We start from the raw sequence: 20,109 nt of genomic DNA, 5'->3' as shown, positions 1-20,109 counted from the left end.
CTATCAATGATTGGCAGTTGCCTGAGGCGCGTCGAAACGGCTCTTGTACAAATCATCGCCAAAGCCCTGGGCCAGTTCCTCGAACTTGACCCGCGCGCTGCTGGCGAACGGCTGGCGAATACTCATCACCTCGGCCACGTCGATTTTTTCGTAGGCCGCGAGCAGTTGCTGGGCCACGCCGTACATCTGTTGATTCTTGACTGAACATTGCTGCACTTGTGTGTCACGTTCGCTCAGTTGTGCCTGCAAGCGAGCGCGCTCGGCTTCTTTACCCTTGGCGAGCACCAGCAGTTCGTCATAAGCCTTCTTGAACTTGCCGATCTGCTCATTGCTCGCCGCGACCTGGGCTTGCGCCTGACTGTGCAGGCTCTGTTGCTGGCCGGCCATTTGCTCGGCCACGCCACGGGTCTTCTCCAGCTCAGCGGTCAGTTGCTTGATTTGCGCCTGGGCCTGCTTGGCCTGGGTTTCAGCGGCGATACGCGCCGCACTGGCCTGAGCCTGTTCGCTTTGCAGCGCCTGCAATTGCTGGGTGGTGCTGCGCAATTGCGTACGCAAGCGCTCCTCCATGCCTTCAGCCGAGGCCGCCGTGGCAACGAATACCAAGAGCAGCCCGCAGATTCGCGTGTTCATGTGGCATCTCCCTGCGCATCAAAAGCGCGTGTTGAGTTCCAGTTGCATCACATCGACTTCGAACGGCTGGCCATACACTTCGGACGCGCTCAACCAACGCGCACTGGCGTAGATGTTCTTTTCGATGCCGTAGTTGGCGCCGATGAAGTACCCCTTGGCGTTGGTGCCGCCCAGGTGGAACGAGGAATCGTTGAAGCCGTCGGGCAAGGCGTCGGGCTGGATGTATTTGTAACCGGCCAGCACATTCCAATCGCCGCGCTTGCGCATCTCCAACGCGCTGCCGAGGGTGAACGAGACCATCAGCGCATTGCCGCCACTTTCAAACTGGCCTTTGCTGTTGATGTTGTTGACGATCTCGCCCTCGCTGCGCTTGAGCATCTCGCCCTTGTCGTAAGCCAGGTTGTGGATGAAGTTAGCTTGGCTGCGCAGCTTGAAATCGCTCGGCAGCTCGCTGTCCCAGACCAGGTTGAGGTCCAGCACATCGAACTTGGACGCCAGGCCTACGAACTGCGGGTCGGGTGTTCTGGCAGGATCAGCCGGGTTGGTGGTGTTGTTACGCAAGTTGAACACGGTGTTGCCTTTTTGCATGAAGGCCACGCGCGTGCCGTCGGTGTCGCAACCCGCCGCGCCCGCCCATGGCGCGCAAGGGCTGGAGCGCTCGCCTTCGATGTCCTGGAACTGGTAGTAGGCAGCCGCCAGCTTGAGACGGTTGCTGCGATTGATCTTCCAGTCAGCGCCAATCTGCCCACCGAACAGCCATTTGGTCTCGCTGTCTTCCTTGTCGATACCGTTGGCGCTGGCAGTGTCGGAGGTGTATTCGACCGGGAAGGCGCCGAGCGTGCCGAACAGGCCCCATTCACTATTGAGGGCGTGGTTGAAGACTGCGGCCACACCGTCGAAGTTGAGGTCGTTGGAATACATCATGTCGGTGGAGTAGAAAGGGTTGCCGATGCGGCCGGCGGTCAACTTCATGTAGTCGGTGGTTGCCCAGGTGAGGTAACCCTGGTCAAGCCAGACGTCTTTTTTGCCGAAACCGCCGCCCAGGGTTTGGGTGGTGGACACCGGGTTATTGTCAGAGCCGGTGGCGATGCGTATGCCGGCTGTCCAATCCGGAGAGATCACCGCCTTCATGCCCAGGCGTGCGCGCAGGCGGAACAGGTTCTCACGGTCCTCGCGGGTGTTGAGCAAGGGTGGGAACTTGGTATTGGAGTTTTTGTTGACGTCGTAGGGGCCGGTGTCATTGAGCTTCGCGAAGTCAGTGATGTTGTTGCTGTTGTTACCCGAAAAATAGCGCGACTCGTCGCGCAAACGGATATCGCCATCAAAGCTGATGCGCGAGATCCAGTCCGGGAACGTATTGGGCTGCGCCCAGTTTTCCTGCTTGGCGGTGGCCATGACCTCGGCCTTGACCTGATCGCGGATCTGATCCTTGACCGCCTGCGGCACATATTGCACACGCACGTCGCCGGGCGCGGCGACCGGGCCTGCGGCAACCACCGACGCGGCATTGGCCTGGCGTGCCTGCTGGGCTTCCTTTTCGGCCTGGGCGATCAGCCCATTGGCGGTTTCCTGCTTGAGCACGCCTTGCTGCACCAACAGGCGGATCAGGTTGATAGTGACGTTTTCCGAGGGCGCGACCGGGGCTGCAGTCGCCTGGCCGACCAGGGTCGCGATGACCATGCCGACCGCCAGGGTCAGTCGATTCACGGGGGAAATCATGTGTACGCAACTCCTGTAAAAAACCGTTGAAAAAAGCATTCAATTAATCCGGGCGCCGGCCCTTCAGGGACAGGCGCATGGGCAGCGTCAGCGAGGCCGGCGGCTTCTGTGTGGAACGCGGTGCACGTATCAGCGCGAGCATCTGGGCATCGGTCTCGGCATCCCCGCTGGACTTGGCCACCAGCGCTTTAGTGACCTGGCCATCGGTGCCCAACCACAGGTCTATCTGTATCGAGAAAGCCTTCTTGCGTAATTCCGGGTCTTCGCGCATCAGCCGTTGATAGGTGCCGGCCAGGTACTGCTTGTACGTGCCGGTACCCAACCCGCCGCCGCCACCGCTGCCGGCCATGCCGCCGCCCTTACCAGCGCCGATGTTGAAACCGTCATTGCCGGACTGAGCGTCGCCATCGATCTGCATCGGGTTGGCCAGGTCTTCGTTGGGCGAAGGCGGCGCTTCCTCGGCCGGCTTGACCTCTTCGGGTTCGGGGCTTGGCACCGGCTCCGGGACTTTTTCTTCGACCTGGGGCTCGGGCTCCTTGGGTTTCTCTGGAGGCGGTGGCGGTGGTGGCGGCAACGGGATAATCGTCGGCACCTTGGGCGCTTCGCGGCGCACGCCACTCATGTCATTGGCCCACTGCCACAAAAACCAGGCCGCCACGGCGCCCAGCAACAGGCCCGCGCCCCACTTCAACGGGCGCAATGGCGGCTTCTTTTTCACGGGCAGTGGCGCGATTGGGATCTGTGCGGTCATGGCTCAGCCCTGGCTCGGCTTGCCGGTGACCAGCCCGACCTGGGACAGCTCCAGCCGGCGCAGCAAGTCGAGCACTTCGATCACCTTCTGGTACTGCACCATCGCATCGCCGCGCACGATCACCGGGAAATCCGGGTTCAGCGCTTTCTCGATACGCAGGCGCTCTTCGAGTTCGCCAAGGGTCACCGGGTACGCGTCAAGGAACACCTGGCCGCCGTCGTTCACGGAGATCGCCTTGGTCTTGGCCTCCGACAACGACACCGAAGCGCTGGCCTTGGGCAGGTGAATCTGGATACCCGAGACCTGGGCAGTGGCGGTGAGGATAAACATCACCAGCACCACCATCAGCACGTCCACCAGGGGCGTGATGTTGATGCTGTCGACGGCGGCATCATCGTCATCGTCGTGGGAGGCATTTACAGAAGCCATGGCAACTCTCCTCAGGCCGGAACCGGTGCGTGATGCGGTGCGCGGTGCGCGGCTTCACTGTGCTGGCTCTCGCCGTGCATCTCCGCCAGGCGGGTGATGAACTCATCGACAAACACGCGCATGTCCGCACTCACTTCCTTGTTGCGCGTGATCAGGCGGTTGTAGCCAAACAGCGCCGGGATCGCGACAAACAGGCCCATGGCCGTGGCCAGCAAGGCCGCCGCCATACCCGGCGCGATGGCATTGATGTTCACGTCACCGGCCATGGCGGTACCGAGGAACACCACCATGATCCCCAGCACCGTCCCGAGCAGGCCGATGTACGGGCCGCCGGCGATGGCGTTGGACAGGGTCGAGAGCTTGGAGCTGAGGGCCTGGTTTTCGCGGGTGCGCACGCCGTCCATGGAACAGCGGATGGCTTCGATGGTGGCAGCCGAGACCGACGAGGTGTCGGCGCCCTGGGCGCGACGGGTGCGGATTTCCTTGACCGCCACCAGGTACAGGCGCCACAGCGAAGAATGGGTCAGGCGCTCAGCCAATTGCGTGTCGTCGGCGTACATTTCCAGGCGGGTGCCGATCTGCGCGAAATGCTCGCGGAAGACCTCGTTGGCACTGCTGAGGCGGCTGACCTGACGGTTCTTGCGCAGCATGATGACCCACGACTGGAACATCATCGCCACCAGCACCAGGATGATCACCCAGGCGTCGACCGGTACGGCATTAAGCAAGAAGCCCAGGCTGCCGAAGCCCATGCCGGACTGTTCTTCATCCACGCCATAGGCCACCAGCTTCGACTCGGCGCCCTGGGCGCTGGCGTCGGCCAGCAACAGCGCGGCCGGGCGCGCCACCTTGGACAGGCGCAGCTCATCGATGGCCCCGGCGAATGGCTGGTGCGTGCTGCCCGCTTCCGGCAGGTCGGCACCAATGGCCAACTGGGAATTGAACGCTGGCAAGGCGACGGCGAGGGTCGCGGTTTCGCGGCCATTCACATACAACGAGACCTTTTCACCCTCGGCGGTGAACGCCAGGTGCTGCCATTGGCCGGGGTTCAGCGGTTGGGTCGACACGGCGCGCTGGCCGTCGATTTCCACAAACGGCATACCTTGGTTCAAGCCCAGCAGCAGGTTGTGAGAGCCGTCGCGACGGGCCAGCACCACTTGCTCGCCACTGGCCTGGTCCAGGCGCAGCCAGGCACTGAAGGTGAATGCGCCACCGGCTGCGTGCTGCAACGATGGGCTGGCCGGCAACATCAAGGGCTGGCCGCCGAACTGCAAGGCGCGGCCGATCACGCCGTCAATGCTCGCGCCAGTGGCGTTCAGTGCAGTGTTGGCGTAGGCCGTGGTGTCCCGGGGCGGTGTCGCATTGGCCCCATCAAAGTGGTAAAGCGCGGTGTAGTTCGGATCAAACGTCAGTTGGCCGTTGGCGGTGGCCGGGGCTTTCTGATTGCCGTAGTACATCCACAGGTCCTGGCGCTGGCCGCCTTCGACCTTGGGCACATCGACCCAGATCAGCGCCATGCCCATCAACGGGTCGAAGCTTTCGATCTGATGGTTGAACACGGTCTTGTCATCGGCGCTGACAAAACGCAGGTCGGCACCGTCTTCCTTCACCCCGTCAAAGGTGAAATTGCCCGTGTGCAGGCGCACCAGCAGCGCGGTGCGGCCCAGGGCCTGGTTGATCGCGGCGCCTTGGGCGGTGGTGTCTACCGAGATCTGTTTGCGGTAGTGCCAATCGTCCTGCCACCAGGCATGGGCGGTGGCCGGGAGCGCGAAGCCCAGGCAGATCAACAGGCTCAGGAATAGGCGTTGCATGGGTGAAGTCTCCGAAAGAAAAAGTCAGAAAGTCGCCTGCACACTGAAGTGCAGTCGCGAGTCCTGTTTCTGGGTGTTCGGTCCATCGAGCAGCGGGTAGCCCCAATCCAGGCTGCCGGACAACCATTTGCTCAAACTGGCGCGGGTGCCCAGGCCGACACTGGCCAGGCTGTATTCGTCTTCTTGCTCGGGCAGCGGGTCGTGCAGGCGCATGCGCGCGCCTTCGGCGAACGCATAAAAGCGCCATTCCTGCACATAACTGCCGAGAAACTTGGCCATGGACGGCGTGCGCAGTTCCTGGGAGAGCAAGTAACCCTCATCCCCGGTGCGCTCCGCCGCCAGGTAGCCGCGCACCGAAGTGGCGCCGCCGGCGGAATACTGCTCGTTGGAGACCAGCGGCCCCGAAGCCAGCTGGAAGCCACTTTTGGTGGCTGACTGCCAATCGTTGGCGAAGGTGTAGGTGTAATTCAGGTCGCCCTTGAGCACGGCAAAACTGGCGCTGGCCTTGTAGCGCTTGTAGTCGAACTCCTCGGCGTCGCTGCCATAACCGAAGAACGCACGGGTGCCGACGACCAGGTTCAAGCCAAGCCCCAGCTGGGATTGCTCGGTGTAGCGATAGCCGTTGTAGCCCAACGTGAATGGCGCGTACTTGAGCGGCACTTGGTCGCTGCTGGAGCCAAATTTCATTTCCTCGTCGAAGTCCTTGAAGTCGACCCCGAACGAGAACGAGTTGGCCCAGTTACCGGCAGCGGGCAGGTTGTAGATCGCCGACACCCCATAGGAATGCCCCTTGCCCAACACGTTGCTGCCGCCGATGGTGGCGATGTTGCTGTCGGACTGGTAACCGGAGAACTGCAAGGTCCAGCGCTCGTTCAACGGGGCGGTATAGGAACCGGACCAGACCTTGGCATTCTCAGTGTCCTGGGGGGCGGTGAAGTACGTCAGCGAAATGCTGTGGCCCAGTTGCCAGAGGTTGTCGTAACCCAGGGTTGCCACCGAGCGCAGCTTCTCGGTGTCGGCGCTGTAGTCGTTGTTCAGGCCGAGGCTGGCGTGCCAGGGGTTCTGGTCTTCCACCTGCAAATCCACATCCATGGTGCCGGGGCGCTGGCCTTCGCGTACCAGCGGCGTGACCTGACGCCCGGCACTGCGGTTGAGGCCGGCCAACTGGGTTTGCACCGTGGCAAAGTCCGGCACCGCGCCCTCTTCCAGCGCCGGCACCTGCTCGCGGATTTCCACCGGCGAATAGTGCTTGGCGCCGACCACACGCACGCGTCCTACCTTGGTTTCGCTGACTTGCAGGTAGACGATACCGTCGTCGACCTTCTGCTCCGGCAGCTCGACAAACACCGACTGGTAGCCCCGCGACTGGTAGATCTTCTGCAGCGCATCGCGGGCGCCTTCGATATCGCCCAAGGTCTTTTGCGGACCGAGAAACGGGTACACAGCCTCCTCGATCGTCGCCGCATCGAGCACCGTGTTGCCGCGCACGAAGTACTCGTTGACGTCGACCGTGCGCGCCGCTTGCTCTTCCTCGGCCAACGCGATTTGCGTCACGCTCCCCAGCGTCACGCAACACAGCGCCAGCGTTAATTTGAACAGATGCTCCACACCGCCCCCTGACATTCTGATTTTTTGCGCCGCCACCGATTGCCCGGCATGCGGCCTGCTCAATTGCTGGTGATCGAGGTGTTGCCGTGGCGTGCCAGCCAGGTGTGCAACAGGGCGAAGTTCAGCGAGAACTCCGGCATGTGCAGCAAGGCGCCACAAAACACGTCACCGATGATTTTCTGGATGAGTTGCACCGCACGCGGGTTATTCAGCAGCGTGGCGATGTCGCGGGTGAGGACATGAAGGCTCCAGACCTTTTGGTTCAGGTCCAGGCCGACGAACCAGCGGAACAGCAGGTTGTAGTTCAGCTGTTCATGCAGTTGCTGCTCGCTGGGCACCGAATACAGCAGTTGCAGCAAGAGGACTTGCAGCACAGTGTGCGGGGCGATCGACATCGCGGATTCGGCCAACAGCCACTCACGGTGCTGGTCGAGCACTTCGTCGATCTGCGGGCGCAGCAACACCAGGGAATGGCCCGCCGGGATGTAGCTGGACACTTCCTTCAACGCGCCCTGCCAGTCGTCCTGAGAGACGATCCACACCCACGGCGCACCGTAGCGGTACACCGAAACCGGCTTCTTGCGCGCGGCTTCAACGATCTTCGACAGGCGCTGGTCGAGCTCCTGCATGCCTACTTTCGAGTAACGTTCCATAGTTCCCACTTGCCCCACTCCTGGCGTCTTGCTGACGGCTGGGGAGGCAGCTTGTGGCGGCCTCCAGCGCGTTACATAGGAGAGACGGGGGTGGCCGGGAGCTACCGAACTTTTGTCATGAAAGCTTCATTTGGGATTGGGAGGGGGGCAATTTTTTTGATGGTTGGTCGGGGTGTATATCCGTTATTTAAGTAACGGCGGGTTATGGTTCCGCCCTTACGGCGGCTCACTTTGGAAGAGCCCCAAAGTGACCCGCCGTAAGGGCGAAACCAATATCAGCCGTTACCGCAGCAATGGATATGTACCCCAACCAAAAACCCTCTAGCGCCTAACACATAGCCATCGCAGGCAACCCAGCGCCCACCGCAGACCGAGAAACGCCCAAAAAAAGGGGCGATCATTGATCGCCCCGAACGGTACATCGAGAGGTCCTTTCCAAAGCCTTATAAGCTGATCTGCTTGCGCTCCTCATCCGTCAACCGCGCCCGCGCCTGTTCGCTCAGCGGCCCCGCGCCCAGCACTTGCACCGGGCTGTTGGGGTTGTAGGCGGAATTTTTCTGCTGCGGTTCCGGTTCACGCGGCAACGGCTCGCTGCCCAGGCTCAACACTTCCACCGTCATGATCGAAGGCCGGCCCTGCTTGGCCGCCGCCTGCTGGCTGCGTGCTGCGTCTTCGGCCGCCTGGGATGCCGCTGCCCCCGCCGCGCTGGCCGAGCTCATGGCCCCCGTGTTGACCGTGGCTGACACCGGCACCCCGGACGACTTGCCCTGGCTCTGGATATTCGCCGCGTTCACCACGTGCAACGCGGCGATGTTGACGTTGCCGGATACACGAATCCCCGCCTCCCCTGCGTCGATGGTGCCCAACGGTGCGATCAGGTCGATGTCCCCCGCCGGCACTTCCGGAATCGGGTTCAAGGTCGCGATCCCCGCGCCAGTGCTTGGCACCGACGGCGACAGGCCGACGTTGCCCCAGTTGTCATAGACACGCTTGGGCGGCGTGTACACCACGGTGGTCTTGGAGCCGCGACCGGCGTTGATGTCGCCCTCGCTGGTCCACCCCATGATCGAACCGCCAAAGGTGGTCATGATGCGGCTCTGGCCAAGCAGGATGCTGCCCATGGAGTACAGCTGGATATCACCGGCACCTTGGGTAATCACACCCGCCGTCGACGGTGGCGCCGCGCCTTCGATGCCGAAGGTCTGGCTGCCGCCTGGGGTGAACATCTGAATCGAGCCACCGAAGTTGGTGTGCACGCCAGCGCCGCCGAACATCGTGATGTCGCCTTTGTAGGTGATCGGGTTGCCGGACACGTCCTTGTCCGGGAACAGTGCGGCGATGGCTGAGCGGCCACGCAGGTAACTGCCCTGGCGCACACTGCCGACCTGGTTGTACTCGCGGCCGGCGGCCTTGAGTTCAGCGAAGTACACGTCGCGGGCGAAGACCCGTTGTTGTTCGGCCGGCAGTGCCGCGTAATAGGTGCGGGCCTGGTCGGGGCTGCCGATAAAACCGAAGCGCGCGGCGAGCCAACCGACCAGTTCATTTTCGTAGGTCTTGGCGACCTTGCCGCCCTGGATCGATTCGCCCGGTTGCGCCAGGTTGACGGGGTTCAGGTAGGCCTCGACGAAGCGCAGGTAATCCGGGCCGTTGGGGCCTACACCGGCTTGCATCGTGATGCTTGCGCCGGGGCGGTTGTCGCCTGCGGCCACGGCGCCCAGGCTGGTGATGCCGACCTTGTCATCCATCAGGATATTGCGGCCGGCGGTCACTTCGAGGTTGCCGGGGCCGGCGACGTTGAAGCTGCTGTAGAGGATGTCGCGGCCGGCACTGACAATAGAGATATCGGTGGGGCTGTTGTGGACGAACAGATTGCCGGCGATGGTGTATTCCCCACTCCCACCGTCACCGCCGCTGGCACCACTCAAGGTTGTGCCGCTGCTGACGACATCTCGCCCAGCCAACATCCACACCGCGCCTGCGCCTTCATGATAGGTCTGCCCAAAGCGCGGGTCGGTAGCGGTGGTAATAGTGATCGAACGCCCGCTGTTGACGCCCAGCAGATCGCCGGTTACAGCATAGAAACGCGCGGGGTCCAAGGCATCGCCCCATGACGTGCTGGCGGTATTCGGACCGAAGGCAAACAGGGGAGAGACGCGGCCCAGATCGGCCCGAACGGAATCCGTGGAAGTATTACTGCCAACCAGTTGATAATTTCCGCTCGTGGGGTCTTTGACATACCCTTGGAACGCTGGGCGCAGGATCGTCGCCAGGGTATCCGGTGCTGCGCTGGAGCGGCTGATGGTCAAGTCACCGCCATAGATCGAGTCCGCCGCCAGCAATTGCAACTGACCGTTGGCCGACGGCGCCAGCACCAGCGCTTTGAGCGGCGGTGGCGGGCTGTTGTTAAGTGCCGAAGCACGCCCGTAATACAGACTGCCGTTGGCCGCGACCGCACGTAATGTCGCGGGATATACCGCCGCCATATCCGACTCTGTGGTGTCTGTCAGTGGCGTGAGGTTGCCGCCGGCGGAGAACAGATCGATCGCAGTGCGTTCGGTCCACAAACTGAACCAGCTCTGACCAAAACCAAGATCCGCGCCTTTCACATAGGCCGAGGCATTCATTTGCGGCGCGCGGCCCGGATCGGCCACATCTTGCAATACCAGGTCCCCACGGGTGGCCACACTGAAGGTTGCGTCCCCAGGTAACAGGCTCCAGCCCCCGGCCGCCGTCGCGGAAGTCGAGCGCATCGAATCGTAGGCGCGGACTTCGCCAGGGCTCTGATCCGTTGACCGGTTGCCATAACGCAAGGTCAAGCTACCCAGGGCGCCGCCCGTCAATTGAACATGCCCGCGAAGATCTACCACCGCACCATTAAGGTGACCCGACGTGATTTGACTGCCAGGGTTAACCGCCCCGCCGACCCGCACATTCATATCGCCGCCGCCCGTGAGTTGCAGGCTGCCATCGGCCCCAACCCGACCGGTGCTGCCCACTGCCAACACCAGGCCTTGGCTACGGGCGTTAACGCTCGCAGGTAAGGCCCCGTTCAATGTCAGTGGCCTCAGGATCCCGGCATCCCCGCCGACGTCAACATTCAGGTTACCCCCGCCCAGCGTGCCAAAGCCGGTAAAGCCAACCATCTGGTCAGGTGCATTTTTTATTAAATAGTTAGGGGTATAGGCGCCAAAGTTGATCCACCAACTGGTCGCCTGGGCCTGGCTACCAGACAGGCCATTGCCTTGACGCCACAACCAAGCGCCTACGTTGGCGGAGTCATTACCCACGTCACCCGCGACCGGCCGATCATCAATGTCCGGGGCTTCACTGGTGATGTTCCCAGTCAGGTTGCCACCCGCCTTAACCAGCAAATTACCGCCGCCTTCCGGGAACCATTCGCCAGACGCGCTCGCGGCGGAGCTGCCGGCGGTATAGACGCCATAGAGCGAATCCATGCTCAAGTCGCCCCCGGCCAGCAGCTCGAGGTCTGCCGCACCGGTGCGGATCACGCTGAAACGCGGACTGCCCGCCCTAATATCATTGGCGGAGATAATCTTGACGGAGGAGTGGCTGTCCGCCAAACGGAGATTACCCGCCTCTGGATGCGGCTGCAGCAAGCGACTGTCGGCCGCCTGTGTGTCGGCCCCGGCCACCAGACGCATCGACCAGGACTGCGAGCCCTCGGCCAGCATCGGCGCCACAGCCCAGAGCTTGCCCTCGCCCCCCGTACGCAGGTTCACCCACGGCACGCCACCCTGCAGCTTGACGTCGGTGCCCACCGGCAACAAGGCCCCGCGCAGCAGCAGCTTGGGACCATTGAGGGTCACTATCGCGGTGCTGCCCAGTTTCCCAGGTAACGGCACGCCCGCCGGCCAGGTCATGGCCTTCACACTGGTGAGGCTCACCAACACCGTACCGGCATCCAGGATGCTGTCTTTCGGTAAGCTCACGCGCGCAGTCAATATCGTGCCTGCCGGGTACAACACGGTACCCGAGGCATTACGCACCGCACCCGCCAGGACCGTACCGGCCGGCAATGCCAAGGTCGAATTGAGGGTCACCGCCACCGGCAATCGCGTACCGGCAGTCAGGCTGCGGGCCTTGATCGGCAGGTCGAAATTGAGAATCGTGCCGCCAGGGAACGTGGTGCCGTCCGCCAGGGTCACGCCGTCACCGGGCACCGTTATCGTGCCGCCGGTGTAGTCAATGCCAGCGCGCAGCACCCAGCCGGTATCATCCGGGGTCGCCGCCGGCTCTGCAAAACCATCGTTGATGCTGCCGTAGATATTCAGATCACCACCGGCACGCAGGGTCAGGCTGCCGGCCTCGGTCACCGCTTGGGTCGGCGATTTCAGGCTCGCGTAGCGATAGCCGGACAGGTCCAGGTCTCCCTGCACCACCAAGTCGCCATCCGGGGTTTTGCTGATGATTTCCACGCCAGGGCGCAGGTGAAAGGTATCACCGTAGGTCGCGTTGTTCAGGCCGGCCAGCTTGTTCTGCACCAGGTTGGTATTTTTCAAGGCCGCATTGATGAACGTCGTGCTCAGGTCGTGCTTCTTATCTAGGTAATCCTGGGTGATTTCCTGATACGGCCTGCCGCTGGCAGTCGTGCCCGTGCCGAAATCGGCATCGTCATAGGTAGCCATGCCGTTTAGGGCGATCGATCGCGCGCCGTCGATGGTCAGGTGCCCACTGGCGTCGATGGCAATGTCATCCGCGCCCAACCGCGGCGCATTCAGTTCCAACGTGCCACGGTTGCGCCCGTTATTGCCAGTCGCAGTATCGGTGCCATGACGCAGGTCGATACGCGCACCGCCAGCCAGGGTCAGCTGGCCGGTGCCGGAACCGAGCACCACGATGGCGCGGTTCGGCGAATCAATGATCTTGCCGTAGCTGTCCACGCGCAATTGCGTGCCATGGGCGTCGAGTACAGCGCTGCCGTCCAGGGTCAGGCCGTTCTTGCCGGCCAGGTTGATACTGCCGACGCGCTCGCCGCTGGCGTCCACCAGGCCGGTCACGCGCAAGCTGCCGTTGTCCACCGAAACATTCACGGTGTTGGCTTTGACACCATTGCCGATGACCAGGTCGCCCTGTTTCAGTTGGAAGCTGCGCGTGCCATACACCTGGCCCTGGTTGAGGCGCTGGTTGAGCGCGGCAAACTGGTCGCTCAAGGTGCCGTTGCCGCCCAAGTGCTGCGCCTGGACCTCCACCGCACCTGCCAGGTACGGCACCAGGGTGCCGCCGGCATCGTAGTAGCCGCTGCTGCCGGCGAGAATCTTGCCCGCCAGGTCGACGGTGCCGGCCGCGCCGCCCACCGCCACGGCGCGCAGCTTGCCCGCCTGGTTGTAGTTGGCCGACAGGTCGATGGTCGAGCCCGCCCCCTGCAGTACATTGCCTGCGCGGCTTTCCAGCAGCACTTCACCGCCCGCGCTGTATTTGGTCAGGTCATTGAACACGATGGCGCGACCGGACACATCAATCGATGCGTTGTCGGTCAGCACCACGTCACCACGGGCGCCCAGGGTCACCTTGCCGCTGGGCAGTACCACCGCGCTGGCCAGGCGAATGCTGTCGCCCTGCAGCGACAACTCGCCGCCCAGGCCCTCCACCTTGCCCACCGGGCCGGCCGACGCACTGATATCAATCGCACCCCCGGCGGTGATTTTGTTCACTGAGCCCGCCGCGCCGGTCATCAACGGTGTCAGGATATTCAGGTTGCCGCCACTGTAGGCAAAACCCTTGACCGGGTCATAGGCGCCCTGGTTCTGGTACACCGAGAGGCTGCCCTTATGGTTGGCGGTGATGCGGTCGCTGGCCTTGAGGTTGACGTTGGCAAAGCCCAGGGCCAGGCGGTTCAAGGTCGCTGTGGTGCTGGCCTGGGCAAACTCGCCGTAGCCGAACTCAATGCGCTCGGCATTGATATCCAGGCGCCCGCCGCCGGTGCCCGCGCCACCCGCCACCACCGTGCCAGGCGCCGCCTCGGCGCCCTGCCAGATCAGGTTGGCGGTGTGGATAGTCGCCACATCATTCGCACCGCCGGAACCGTAGATGGCCGGGGTGGAGAGCATCAGGTTGTTCAACAGAGACTTGCCGGTCACCGCATCGTAGGTGTCCAGGGTCGCGGTGCCGTAGAAGTTGAAGCTGTCGCGTGCCGACAGTTGCAGGGTTTCCAGGGCCGGTGCGCCGAACTGGGTATCGCCGCGCAGCAGGCGGTCGAGCACTGCCTGGGTGAGGGTCAGGCCCGCCGGCAGGCGATTGGCCGCCGCCGCATCGGCCAGGGCTTGCGGGCTGCCGACGTTGATGCTGGCCAGCCCCAGGTTGAGGTGGCGGGTGCCGTAGCGCACCTGATCGCTCATCTGCAAGGTGTTGTCAGTCAAGGCGACGATGCTGCCTTCTGAATACAGAGCAGTTTGCCCACTGCATGGCGCACTGTTGCAGACCCCTATCTGGATACCTTTACCCGCCTGCGGTTGCGTCTGGGCGACCACATTGAGCAAGCCATTAGACACTGCCAATACGTTGGCCAAGTTGTAGACAAAGCCATCGCGCGCATCATAACTGGCCTTGCCGCGCCCGATGGTATTGATGGAGGCGCCCTGTTCAACCACGATGGAGCCGGTCGAGGCCACCAGGAATACTTCCGGCGCGGCCAGAGTCGCGCCATCGCGCAGGGTGAGGACCCCCGTATTACCGCCACTGAGGGTGACGTAGTTGCCACCCTGACCATAATTGACCACCATCGTCCCGCCAATCACCAGGCGTGCAGCGCCCAGTGCATTGAGGTTTTGTGCCCCTACGGTAATACCGGCAAACCCACTGGTGGCGCCCTTGCCCGCCGCAATAATTTCGATGTCTCGCCCGGCGCCTCCACCTGAACTGTTCAGCGAAACGGTGCCGGCGTAACCGCCGTCGGCTGCCTCAAAGCGACCGATACCCTGGAACGAAAAGGAGTCCTCCCCTGCGCCTGCTCGCAGTATCAATTGCAGGGTTTTAGCGTCCACCGGCAGCAATGCGCGTGGCACACCCAGCCTGGCGGCGTCGGCTACGGCGAACTGTGCATAGCCAGTTTCGTTGTACTGCGAATAGCGGCGCAGGGTATCGGCAGAGGTCAGAATCACCTGGCTTGCAATGCTGTTGCCAATCTCGGTATTGGCGATGGACAGGCGCCCCGACGTGGACCACGAGCCATTGCGCATGGCCTGGGTCGTGCTGTCGCTGCCGAGGCCGGCCAGGCCATTGATTTCCACCCGGAAAGCGCCCGGCATCAAGGCATAGGTGGACGGCATCAAGGTATAGGTGCCCGCCGCAAGCCCCGGTACGCCGGCGCCAATCGTGATTTGCTGGCCAATCAACGGATCGACTGCACCCCCTTCCGGCGCCACGGGGGCATAACCCGGTTGCGCACCCGGCACGATCGCATAGATCGGGTTGGTGCCCAGCCCCGGCAGCACAAACCCGCCATTCGCCCCGAATTGTACCAACGGGTTGTAGCGCGCATCCGTAGAACCACCGCGCCCGGAAATAAACCCGGCGCCGAGCAGTTCGCCGCCGCCGGACAGTTCCACCGTAGCGTCAGGCAGCACCGCAACCGACTGCCCCCCTAACGTCAACCCGACACTCAGGCCGTTGTTGTCTCGTCCGCCCAGACCGATAAACGTCACGGTCTTACCGTTGTATTTGTAGACTTGACCATCAACCGTGCCGCCGTATGGCAGCACCAGGCCCTTGCCGCTCACCGAGGTCAGGCTGCCGGGCAGCAACTCGACCCTGTTGCCTCCCATAACGCCAACCTCAATCAGCCCCAGGGGCGCGCGTATCACGCCGCCCTGCTTGATGGTGGCGGCTCCCAGTTGAAAGCGGCCGAACGCCGAGTAGGGCATCTGGGCATTGCTGTTGCCGGTGCGGGCGATAGTCAGGGTGCGGTCTGGATCGTAGTTGAAGCTGGTGCCATCACGTTCGCTCAGAAAGCCAGCCAGTACCCGCGCCCCAACCTCGGTCCCCGGATACAACTGCACCGCACGCAGGGTCATGTCCCCCCGGGTCATCAGTTGCGTACTGATACCCGTGGCGATCGCATCCGCCCCCGCCCCGGCCAGAAAGCGCAGGTCGCCCTGGCTGGTCAGTTGCACATCATCGAACCCTCGGCGGTCGACATTTACCAGGCTGGTGTCGCTCAGCGGCAGGTTGCTGTTATTGCCGAACTGCACGCTGCCGCGCACATCAATCAGGTTAGCGTTGGCTGCAAACAGCGCCTGGCTGGCGCGTTGAGACGTGCCGTTGGTCAATACCGGATGCAGGTACTGGTCCTTGGCTTCCAACGGTTCAAGGATGCCCGCCAGCAGCAGGTACGGCGCCGACAGGTTGATACGTGAATTGTCCGCAGCCTGCTCTGTAAGCCCCATGGCGCCGCTGTACAGGCGCAGGCTTTGGCCCATTTTCAGCGATACGTCACCGTCGAAACCCAGCACGCCGTCGCTCAACAAAGCGAGGTTGTCGAACCCGCCAGCGCTGACCTGGTCCACCCCAAGGCGACCATGACCATATTCCAGGCTGGCGGCCGCCGCGTCGGCGGTGTCCGGCAATGTGCTGCCCTGGTGGGTTTGACTCAGTACCAGTTCGCGAAGGTTGAGTACGCGGTCAGTGACGGCATTCTTGGCGTAGTAAGGACTTTCCAGGGCCACGGACAAACTGCCGCCCGCCGCGCCGACGCCACCGGCCCTGGCGACGAAGCTACCATCCAGGTACAGACCGTTGTTGGACGCGAAGCTGATGCTGCCGCCATTGCTGGCCACCTGCACCCGGCCCTGGCCCGGAATATCCAGGCCCGCCTGGGCGCCGGAAGCATCCAGGCGGGCGCCGTCGCGTACGACCACAAACAGGTCGCTGGCCTTGGCAATGCCGGTGGCCAGGTCGATGTCGCCACCGATGCTGATCTTGCCGCCATTACGCACCTGGCCGTAGACATCGCCACGGCTGCTCACCGCCGTGACCGCACGCGCAGCAACATCGATCAGCGCGTTCTCGCCCACCCAGATCGAGCGGCCATGGCCAGCGGCGTTAGCCTGTTCTGAAACCGTCACTGTCAAACCACCCAGGCTGACACTCCCGCCCCAGGCATTGAGGGTGCCGTTCAGGGTCAACTGGCCAACGCTGCGCAGGTTGATGCCCTGGCCAGGGTCAACGTTGATCACCGCGCCCCGGCCTACGGTCAACGCCGTGGTGGCCAGTTCGGCGGCCGTGGACTCCTGGTGGCCGGCGGTCAAGGTCAGGCTGGCGCCACGGCGCTGGGTCAGCACGCCTTTGGTCGCGTCTTCCTGATACAACGCTGGCGTCCAACGCTCCAGGGCCGTGGCCGGGTCGCTGCCACTGGGCGCAGCGGAGGTCTGGTCGCCCAAGCGATAGACCGGCGTGGTGACATTTACCTGGGTGCCGTCCGTGACCAGCAGCCCTTCGTTGCCGGTGACGTCATAGGCCGAGAAGCCCTTGTTGAAGAAATCTGCGGCCAACTGCACGGTGCCCGCGTCAGGCACGGTGGCGCTGTCGCCGATCTGCACCTTGCGTGCCTGCAACGCCAGGGTGCCGCCACCGCTGACGCCATAGCCGCGAATCTCGCCGTCCAGCGCCAGGCTACTGAGGGAAGCCAAGGTCACATCGCCACCCTTGCCGCCGGTGAGTTTGCCATCCAGGCCGAGAATGCCGCCAGAGGAAGCATCCACCACACTGCCGGCCGCCAGGCTCACGTTGCCGGTGCTGCGCAGCGATACCTTGCCGCCGTTCACATAGGCCACGCCGCTGTTGTTCGTCGGTTCCAGCAACAGGTTATTCCAGCGCCCCGTGGTGTCCAGCTTGACCCCGGAGGCAACATTGACACCGCCATTCCCCGGCACAATCGCATCAAGGACTGTGCCTTTAAGCGGATCGACCTGGTAAAGAATGTTGCCTGCATTAATGCTTCCGCCGTGGGCGGTGAGGTTGGCATTAATATTCACACCCGGCCCGAACAGGGTGATATCGCCACCGTCCGCCACCTTGAGCGCGCCGTTGACGGTAATCTGCTGCGTGGCACCGACCTTGATCGCGCCCAGTTGGTAGCCATTGAGCTGATCACTGTCGAGCACCATCTTGCCTTGGCGATCCGCCGGCAAGGCGGTGGTGAGGTCCAGGCCATCGGCGATTTTCTGTGTATTGCTGTCGATCAGTACCTGATCGGTGGTGCCCGTCAGGGCATAGCGCAGGGTGCCGGTGGTCTTGTTGTAGACCGGCGTGTACCCGCCAATGATCAACTGCGCGCGCTGGGCCATCGCCTTCTGCGATTGCTGGTAACCGTCGAGGTTGATGTTCGGCGCTTGGGTCTGGCGATCGCCCTGGAACACGTCGCTGATCACCTGACCTTCGAGCACCGCGCTGGTGGTGCCGATCACCAGCTTGCCGGCATCACGGCCCACGGTATAGCCGCTCTCGTAACGGCGTTGCTTGGCGATCATCGGGTTGTAGTAATAATCGGTCTGGCCCCAGCGCTTGCTGGTGTCCTCATAACCTTTGTAGAACCCGGAATAGAGAATGTCGCCCGGCGCGTTGGAGACCTCATACAAACGCCCATCCGGGCCCTTGAGCCAGGTCTGCTGGATATACCCGGCCTGCACATCCACGGTGCCGCCCGACAGGTTGATCTGCGCGCCCTTTTGGGTCACCACATCCTTGCCGGTAAAGGTCACGGTGCCGCCCTGGGCCATCCATTCGCCTACCGAGTGGCCTTGGGTACCGAGGTAACCGCCCACCTCCAGCAAGCCGCCGGCGGTGTACCAGCGATCCGTCGCGTAACCGTTGGTACCGGCCGGCACAAACACCAGCTCACGCAGGTCGACCCACACATCATTGTTGATCAACTGGCCGCCGTCACGGTTGACCGGCGCATCGCGCTGCTCGTTGCCCTGTACGTTGATCTTGATGTTGTTGGATTCCATCGACACCTTGACGCCGACAGCCCCGGATACATCAATCATCGCCCCATCACGCACCAGGCTGCGGCCGGCCGCGCTGACCGCCACCTGCCCGCCAGTGGCCAGGGTGATCGAGCCTTTCTGGAAGTCCACGGTGCCGCCGCTGACGATCTCGATACGCGACTGGTCGGTGCGGTCAGCCACGGCACTGAGGTTGTTGAACTGGCCGGTGATCAGGTTGGCAGGGGTGCCGTCGAGGTTGACCAGCCCGTTGCCCTTTTGGCTGTTCAGCGCGGTACTGCCGCTGCTGTCCAGCAGGATCGCAGTGGTGCTGCCTTCGCCCAGGGTCACGCTGCCGGTGGCGTCGGTGGCGGAGTTGAGCAAGTGGATGGTGCCGCGGGTGTCCACCGAGGTACTGGCCAGCGCAACACCATTTTGCTGCACCTGATGCCCGGTCAGGGTGATGTCGCCGGTAGAGGCCATGATCAGGCCGCTGTTGGTGACCTTGCCGGCGCTGCTGCCGGCGTTGAGGCTAGTTGCCACTTCGTTACCACGGGTGGTGGAACGATCGTTGCCGGTGGTGCCCACGCCCTTGCGGATGTAGAAGCTGTCGCCGGCTGCGAGGGTGGTCTGGCCCTTGGCGGTGATGATTGTACCGGCGTTCTCGACTTCCGAGCCGAGCAGCAAGGCATAGCCGCCGGCGTCGGTGGAGGTGGCGGGGTTGTGGGTCTGGATCAATGCACCGCGCTGCACCACGACCTTGCCCGCAGCGTCAGTGAAAGTCGGTTGGGAGCCGGTGGAGTCGACGTAGATACCGCGCTGCGTGAACTGCTCGTCGGTGATATTCCCTGCCGCTGCGACCAGGTTGCGCACATTGACCTGGCTGGTGCCACTGAAGACCACACCGTTGCGGTTCACGATCATCACCGTACCGGCGCCATTGATCTGGCCCTGGATCTCACTGGGCCGCGCGTTGGGGTCGTTGACGCGGTTGAGCACGGCCCAGCTGGACTGCTGCTGGAAATCCACCGTGGTGTTGCGCCCGACGTTGAAGGTCTCCCAGTTGAGGATCGCCTTGTCGGCGGTCTGTTCGATGGTCACCGTGGTCTTGCCGCCCGACTGGCTTTGCTTAGGCCCGTTGGCGTTGAGCCAACCCTGGGTGAGGCTGTTATCCACCTGCAGGCCGCCCTTGCCCAGTCCGTCGGGAATGTTCGAAACCTGGCCAAACGCCGCTTGCCGCCCCGCCGCCTGCGCCGCCTGCTGCGCTGCAATCGCCGCGACACTGGTGTTCAGCGTGCTGATGGAGCGCGCCAGTTGCTGATTGACCCGCGCCTGCTGATTCAGCGTCGGAATCCCCGGCACCTGCCCTGCACTGAGCCGTGCAGCAGTCGCCGCCTGGGTCGCGCCTTTGTCGGCAAACCAGCTGGAACTGAACGCTGTAGCCGCCTGCGCATTGCCTGCCACCATCAACAAGGCAATGGCGTGGGCCAGGGGCTTGAGGCGCAGCACGGTATCTTGGGCTTTCAGGTTAACCGGTGATTTGCAGCGGACCATCGGGAATCTTCCTT

General features: G+C 63.0%; 8 protein-coding genes. All 8 read right to left on the bottom strand.

Annotated features, from left to right (window positions below; all coding sequences use genetic code 11):
* Positions 1-3: 3 nt before the first annotated feature.
* Positions 4-630 carry a DNA repair protein gene (locus HU722_RS12225; protein WP_065910646.1) on the bottom strand — a complete coding sequence of 209 codons (627 nt, stop codon included), beginning with the start codon at positions 628-630 and terminating at the stop codon, positions 4-6.
* 18 nt (positions 631-648) lie between these two features.
* Positions 649-2,349 (bottom strand): putative porin, encoded by a 1,701-nt coding sequence (locus HU722_RS12220; RefSeq protein ID WP_065910647.1) that lies wholly within the window; start codon positions 2,347-2,349, stop codon positions 649-651.
* Positions 2,350-2,392: 43 nt separating this feature from the next.
* Complete coding sequence (locus tag HU722_RS12215) at positions 2,393-3,100, bottom strand: energy transducer TonB family protein (RefSeq protein ID WP_065910648.1); 708 nt, start codon at positions 3,098-3,100, stop codon at positions 2,393-2,395.
* A gap of 3 nt (positions 3,101-3,103) precedes the next feature.
* Complete coding sequence (locus HU722_RS12210; protein ID WP_010211136.1) at positions 3,104-3,529, bottom strand: ExbD/TolR family protein; 426 nt, start codon at positions 3,527-3,529, stop codon at positions 3,104-3,106.
* 11 nt (positions 3,530-3,540) lie between these two features.
* Positions 3,541-5,340 carry a DUF2341 domain-containing protein gene (locus HU722_RS12205; protein ID WP_065946368.1) on the bottom strand — a complete coding sequence of 600 codons (1,800 nt, stop codon included), beginning with the start codon at positions 5,338-5,340 and terminating at the stop codon, positions 3,541-3,543.
* A gap of 24 nt (positions 5,341-5,364) precedes the next feature.
* Positions 5,365-6,948 carry a ShlB/FhaC/HecB family hemolysin secretion/activation protein gene (locus tag HU722_RS12200; RefSeq protein WP_186753025.1) on the bottom strand — a complete coding sequence of 528 codons (1,584 nt, stop codon included), beginning with the start codon at positions 6,946-6,948 and terminating at the stop codon, positions 5,365-5,367.
* A gap of 59 nt (positions 6,949-7,007) precedes the next feature.
* Entirely contained in the window at positions 7,008-7,601 is a 594-nt protein-coding gene (locus HU722_RS12195; RefSeq protein WP_186753026.1) for a transposase, read from the bottom strand.
* Between the two features lie 443 nt (positions 7,602-8,044).
* Positions 8,045-20,095, bottom strand: a complete 12,051-nt coding sequence (locus HU722_RS12190) for a filamentous hemagglutinin family protein (RefSeq protein WP_186753027.1) — start codon at positions 20,093-20,095, stop codon at positions 8,045-8,047.
* Positions 20,096-20,109 lie beyond the last annotated feature (14 nt).

Origin of the sequence: Pseudomonas tritici (assembly GCF_014268275.3) — a bacterium.
Lineage (GTDB): Bacteria > Pseudomonadota > Gammaproteobacteria > Pseudomonadales > Pseudomonadaceae > Aquipseudomonas > Aquipseudomonas tritici.
Note: the sequence above shows the minus strand (reverse complement) of the source record. Positions and strands in the feature narration are given on the sequence as shown.

What these genes read in the sequence shown, in the direction of transcription:
- HU722_RS12225 (WP_065910646.1), bottom strand. Translation starts at nt 630, where the DNA reads ATGAACACGCGAATCTGCGGGCTGCTCTTGGTATTCGTTGCCACGGCG.
- HU722_RS12220 (WP_065910647.1), bottom strand. Translation starts at nt 2,349, where the DNA reads ATGATTTCCCCCGTGAATCGACTGACCCTGGCGGTCGGCATGGTCATC.
- HU722_RS12215 (WP_065910648.1), bottom strand. Translation starts at nt 3,100, where the DNA reads ATGACCGCACAGATCCCAATCGCGCCACTGCCCGTGAAAAAGAAGCCG.
- HU722_RS12210 (WP_010211136.1), bottom strand. Translation starts at nt 3,529, where the DNA reads ATGGCTTCTGTAAATGCCTCCCACGACGATGACGATGATGCCGCCGTC.
- HU722_RS12205 (WP_065946368.1), bottom strand. Translation starts at nt 5,340, where the DNA reads ATGCAACGCCTATTCCTGAGCCTGTTGATCTGCCTGGGCTTCGCGCTC.
- HU722_RS12195 (WP_186753026.1), bottom strand. Translation starts at nt 7,601, where the DNA reads ATGGAACGTTACTCGAAAGTAGGCATGCAGGAGCTCGACCAGCGCCTG.
- HU722_RS12190 (WP_186753027.1), bottom strand. Translation starts at nt 20,095, where the DNA reads ATGGTCCGCTGCAAATCACCGGTTAACCTGAAAGCCCAAGATACCGTG.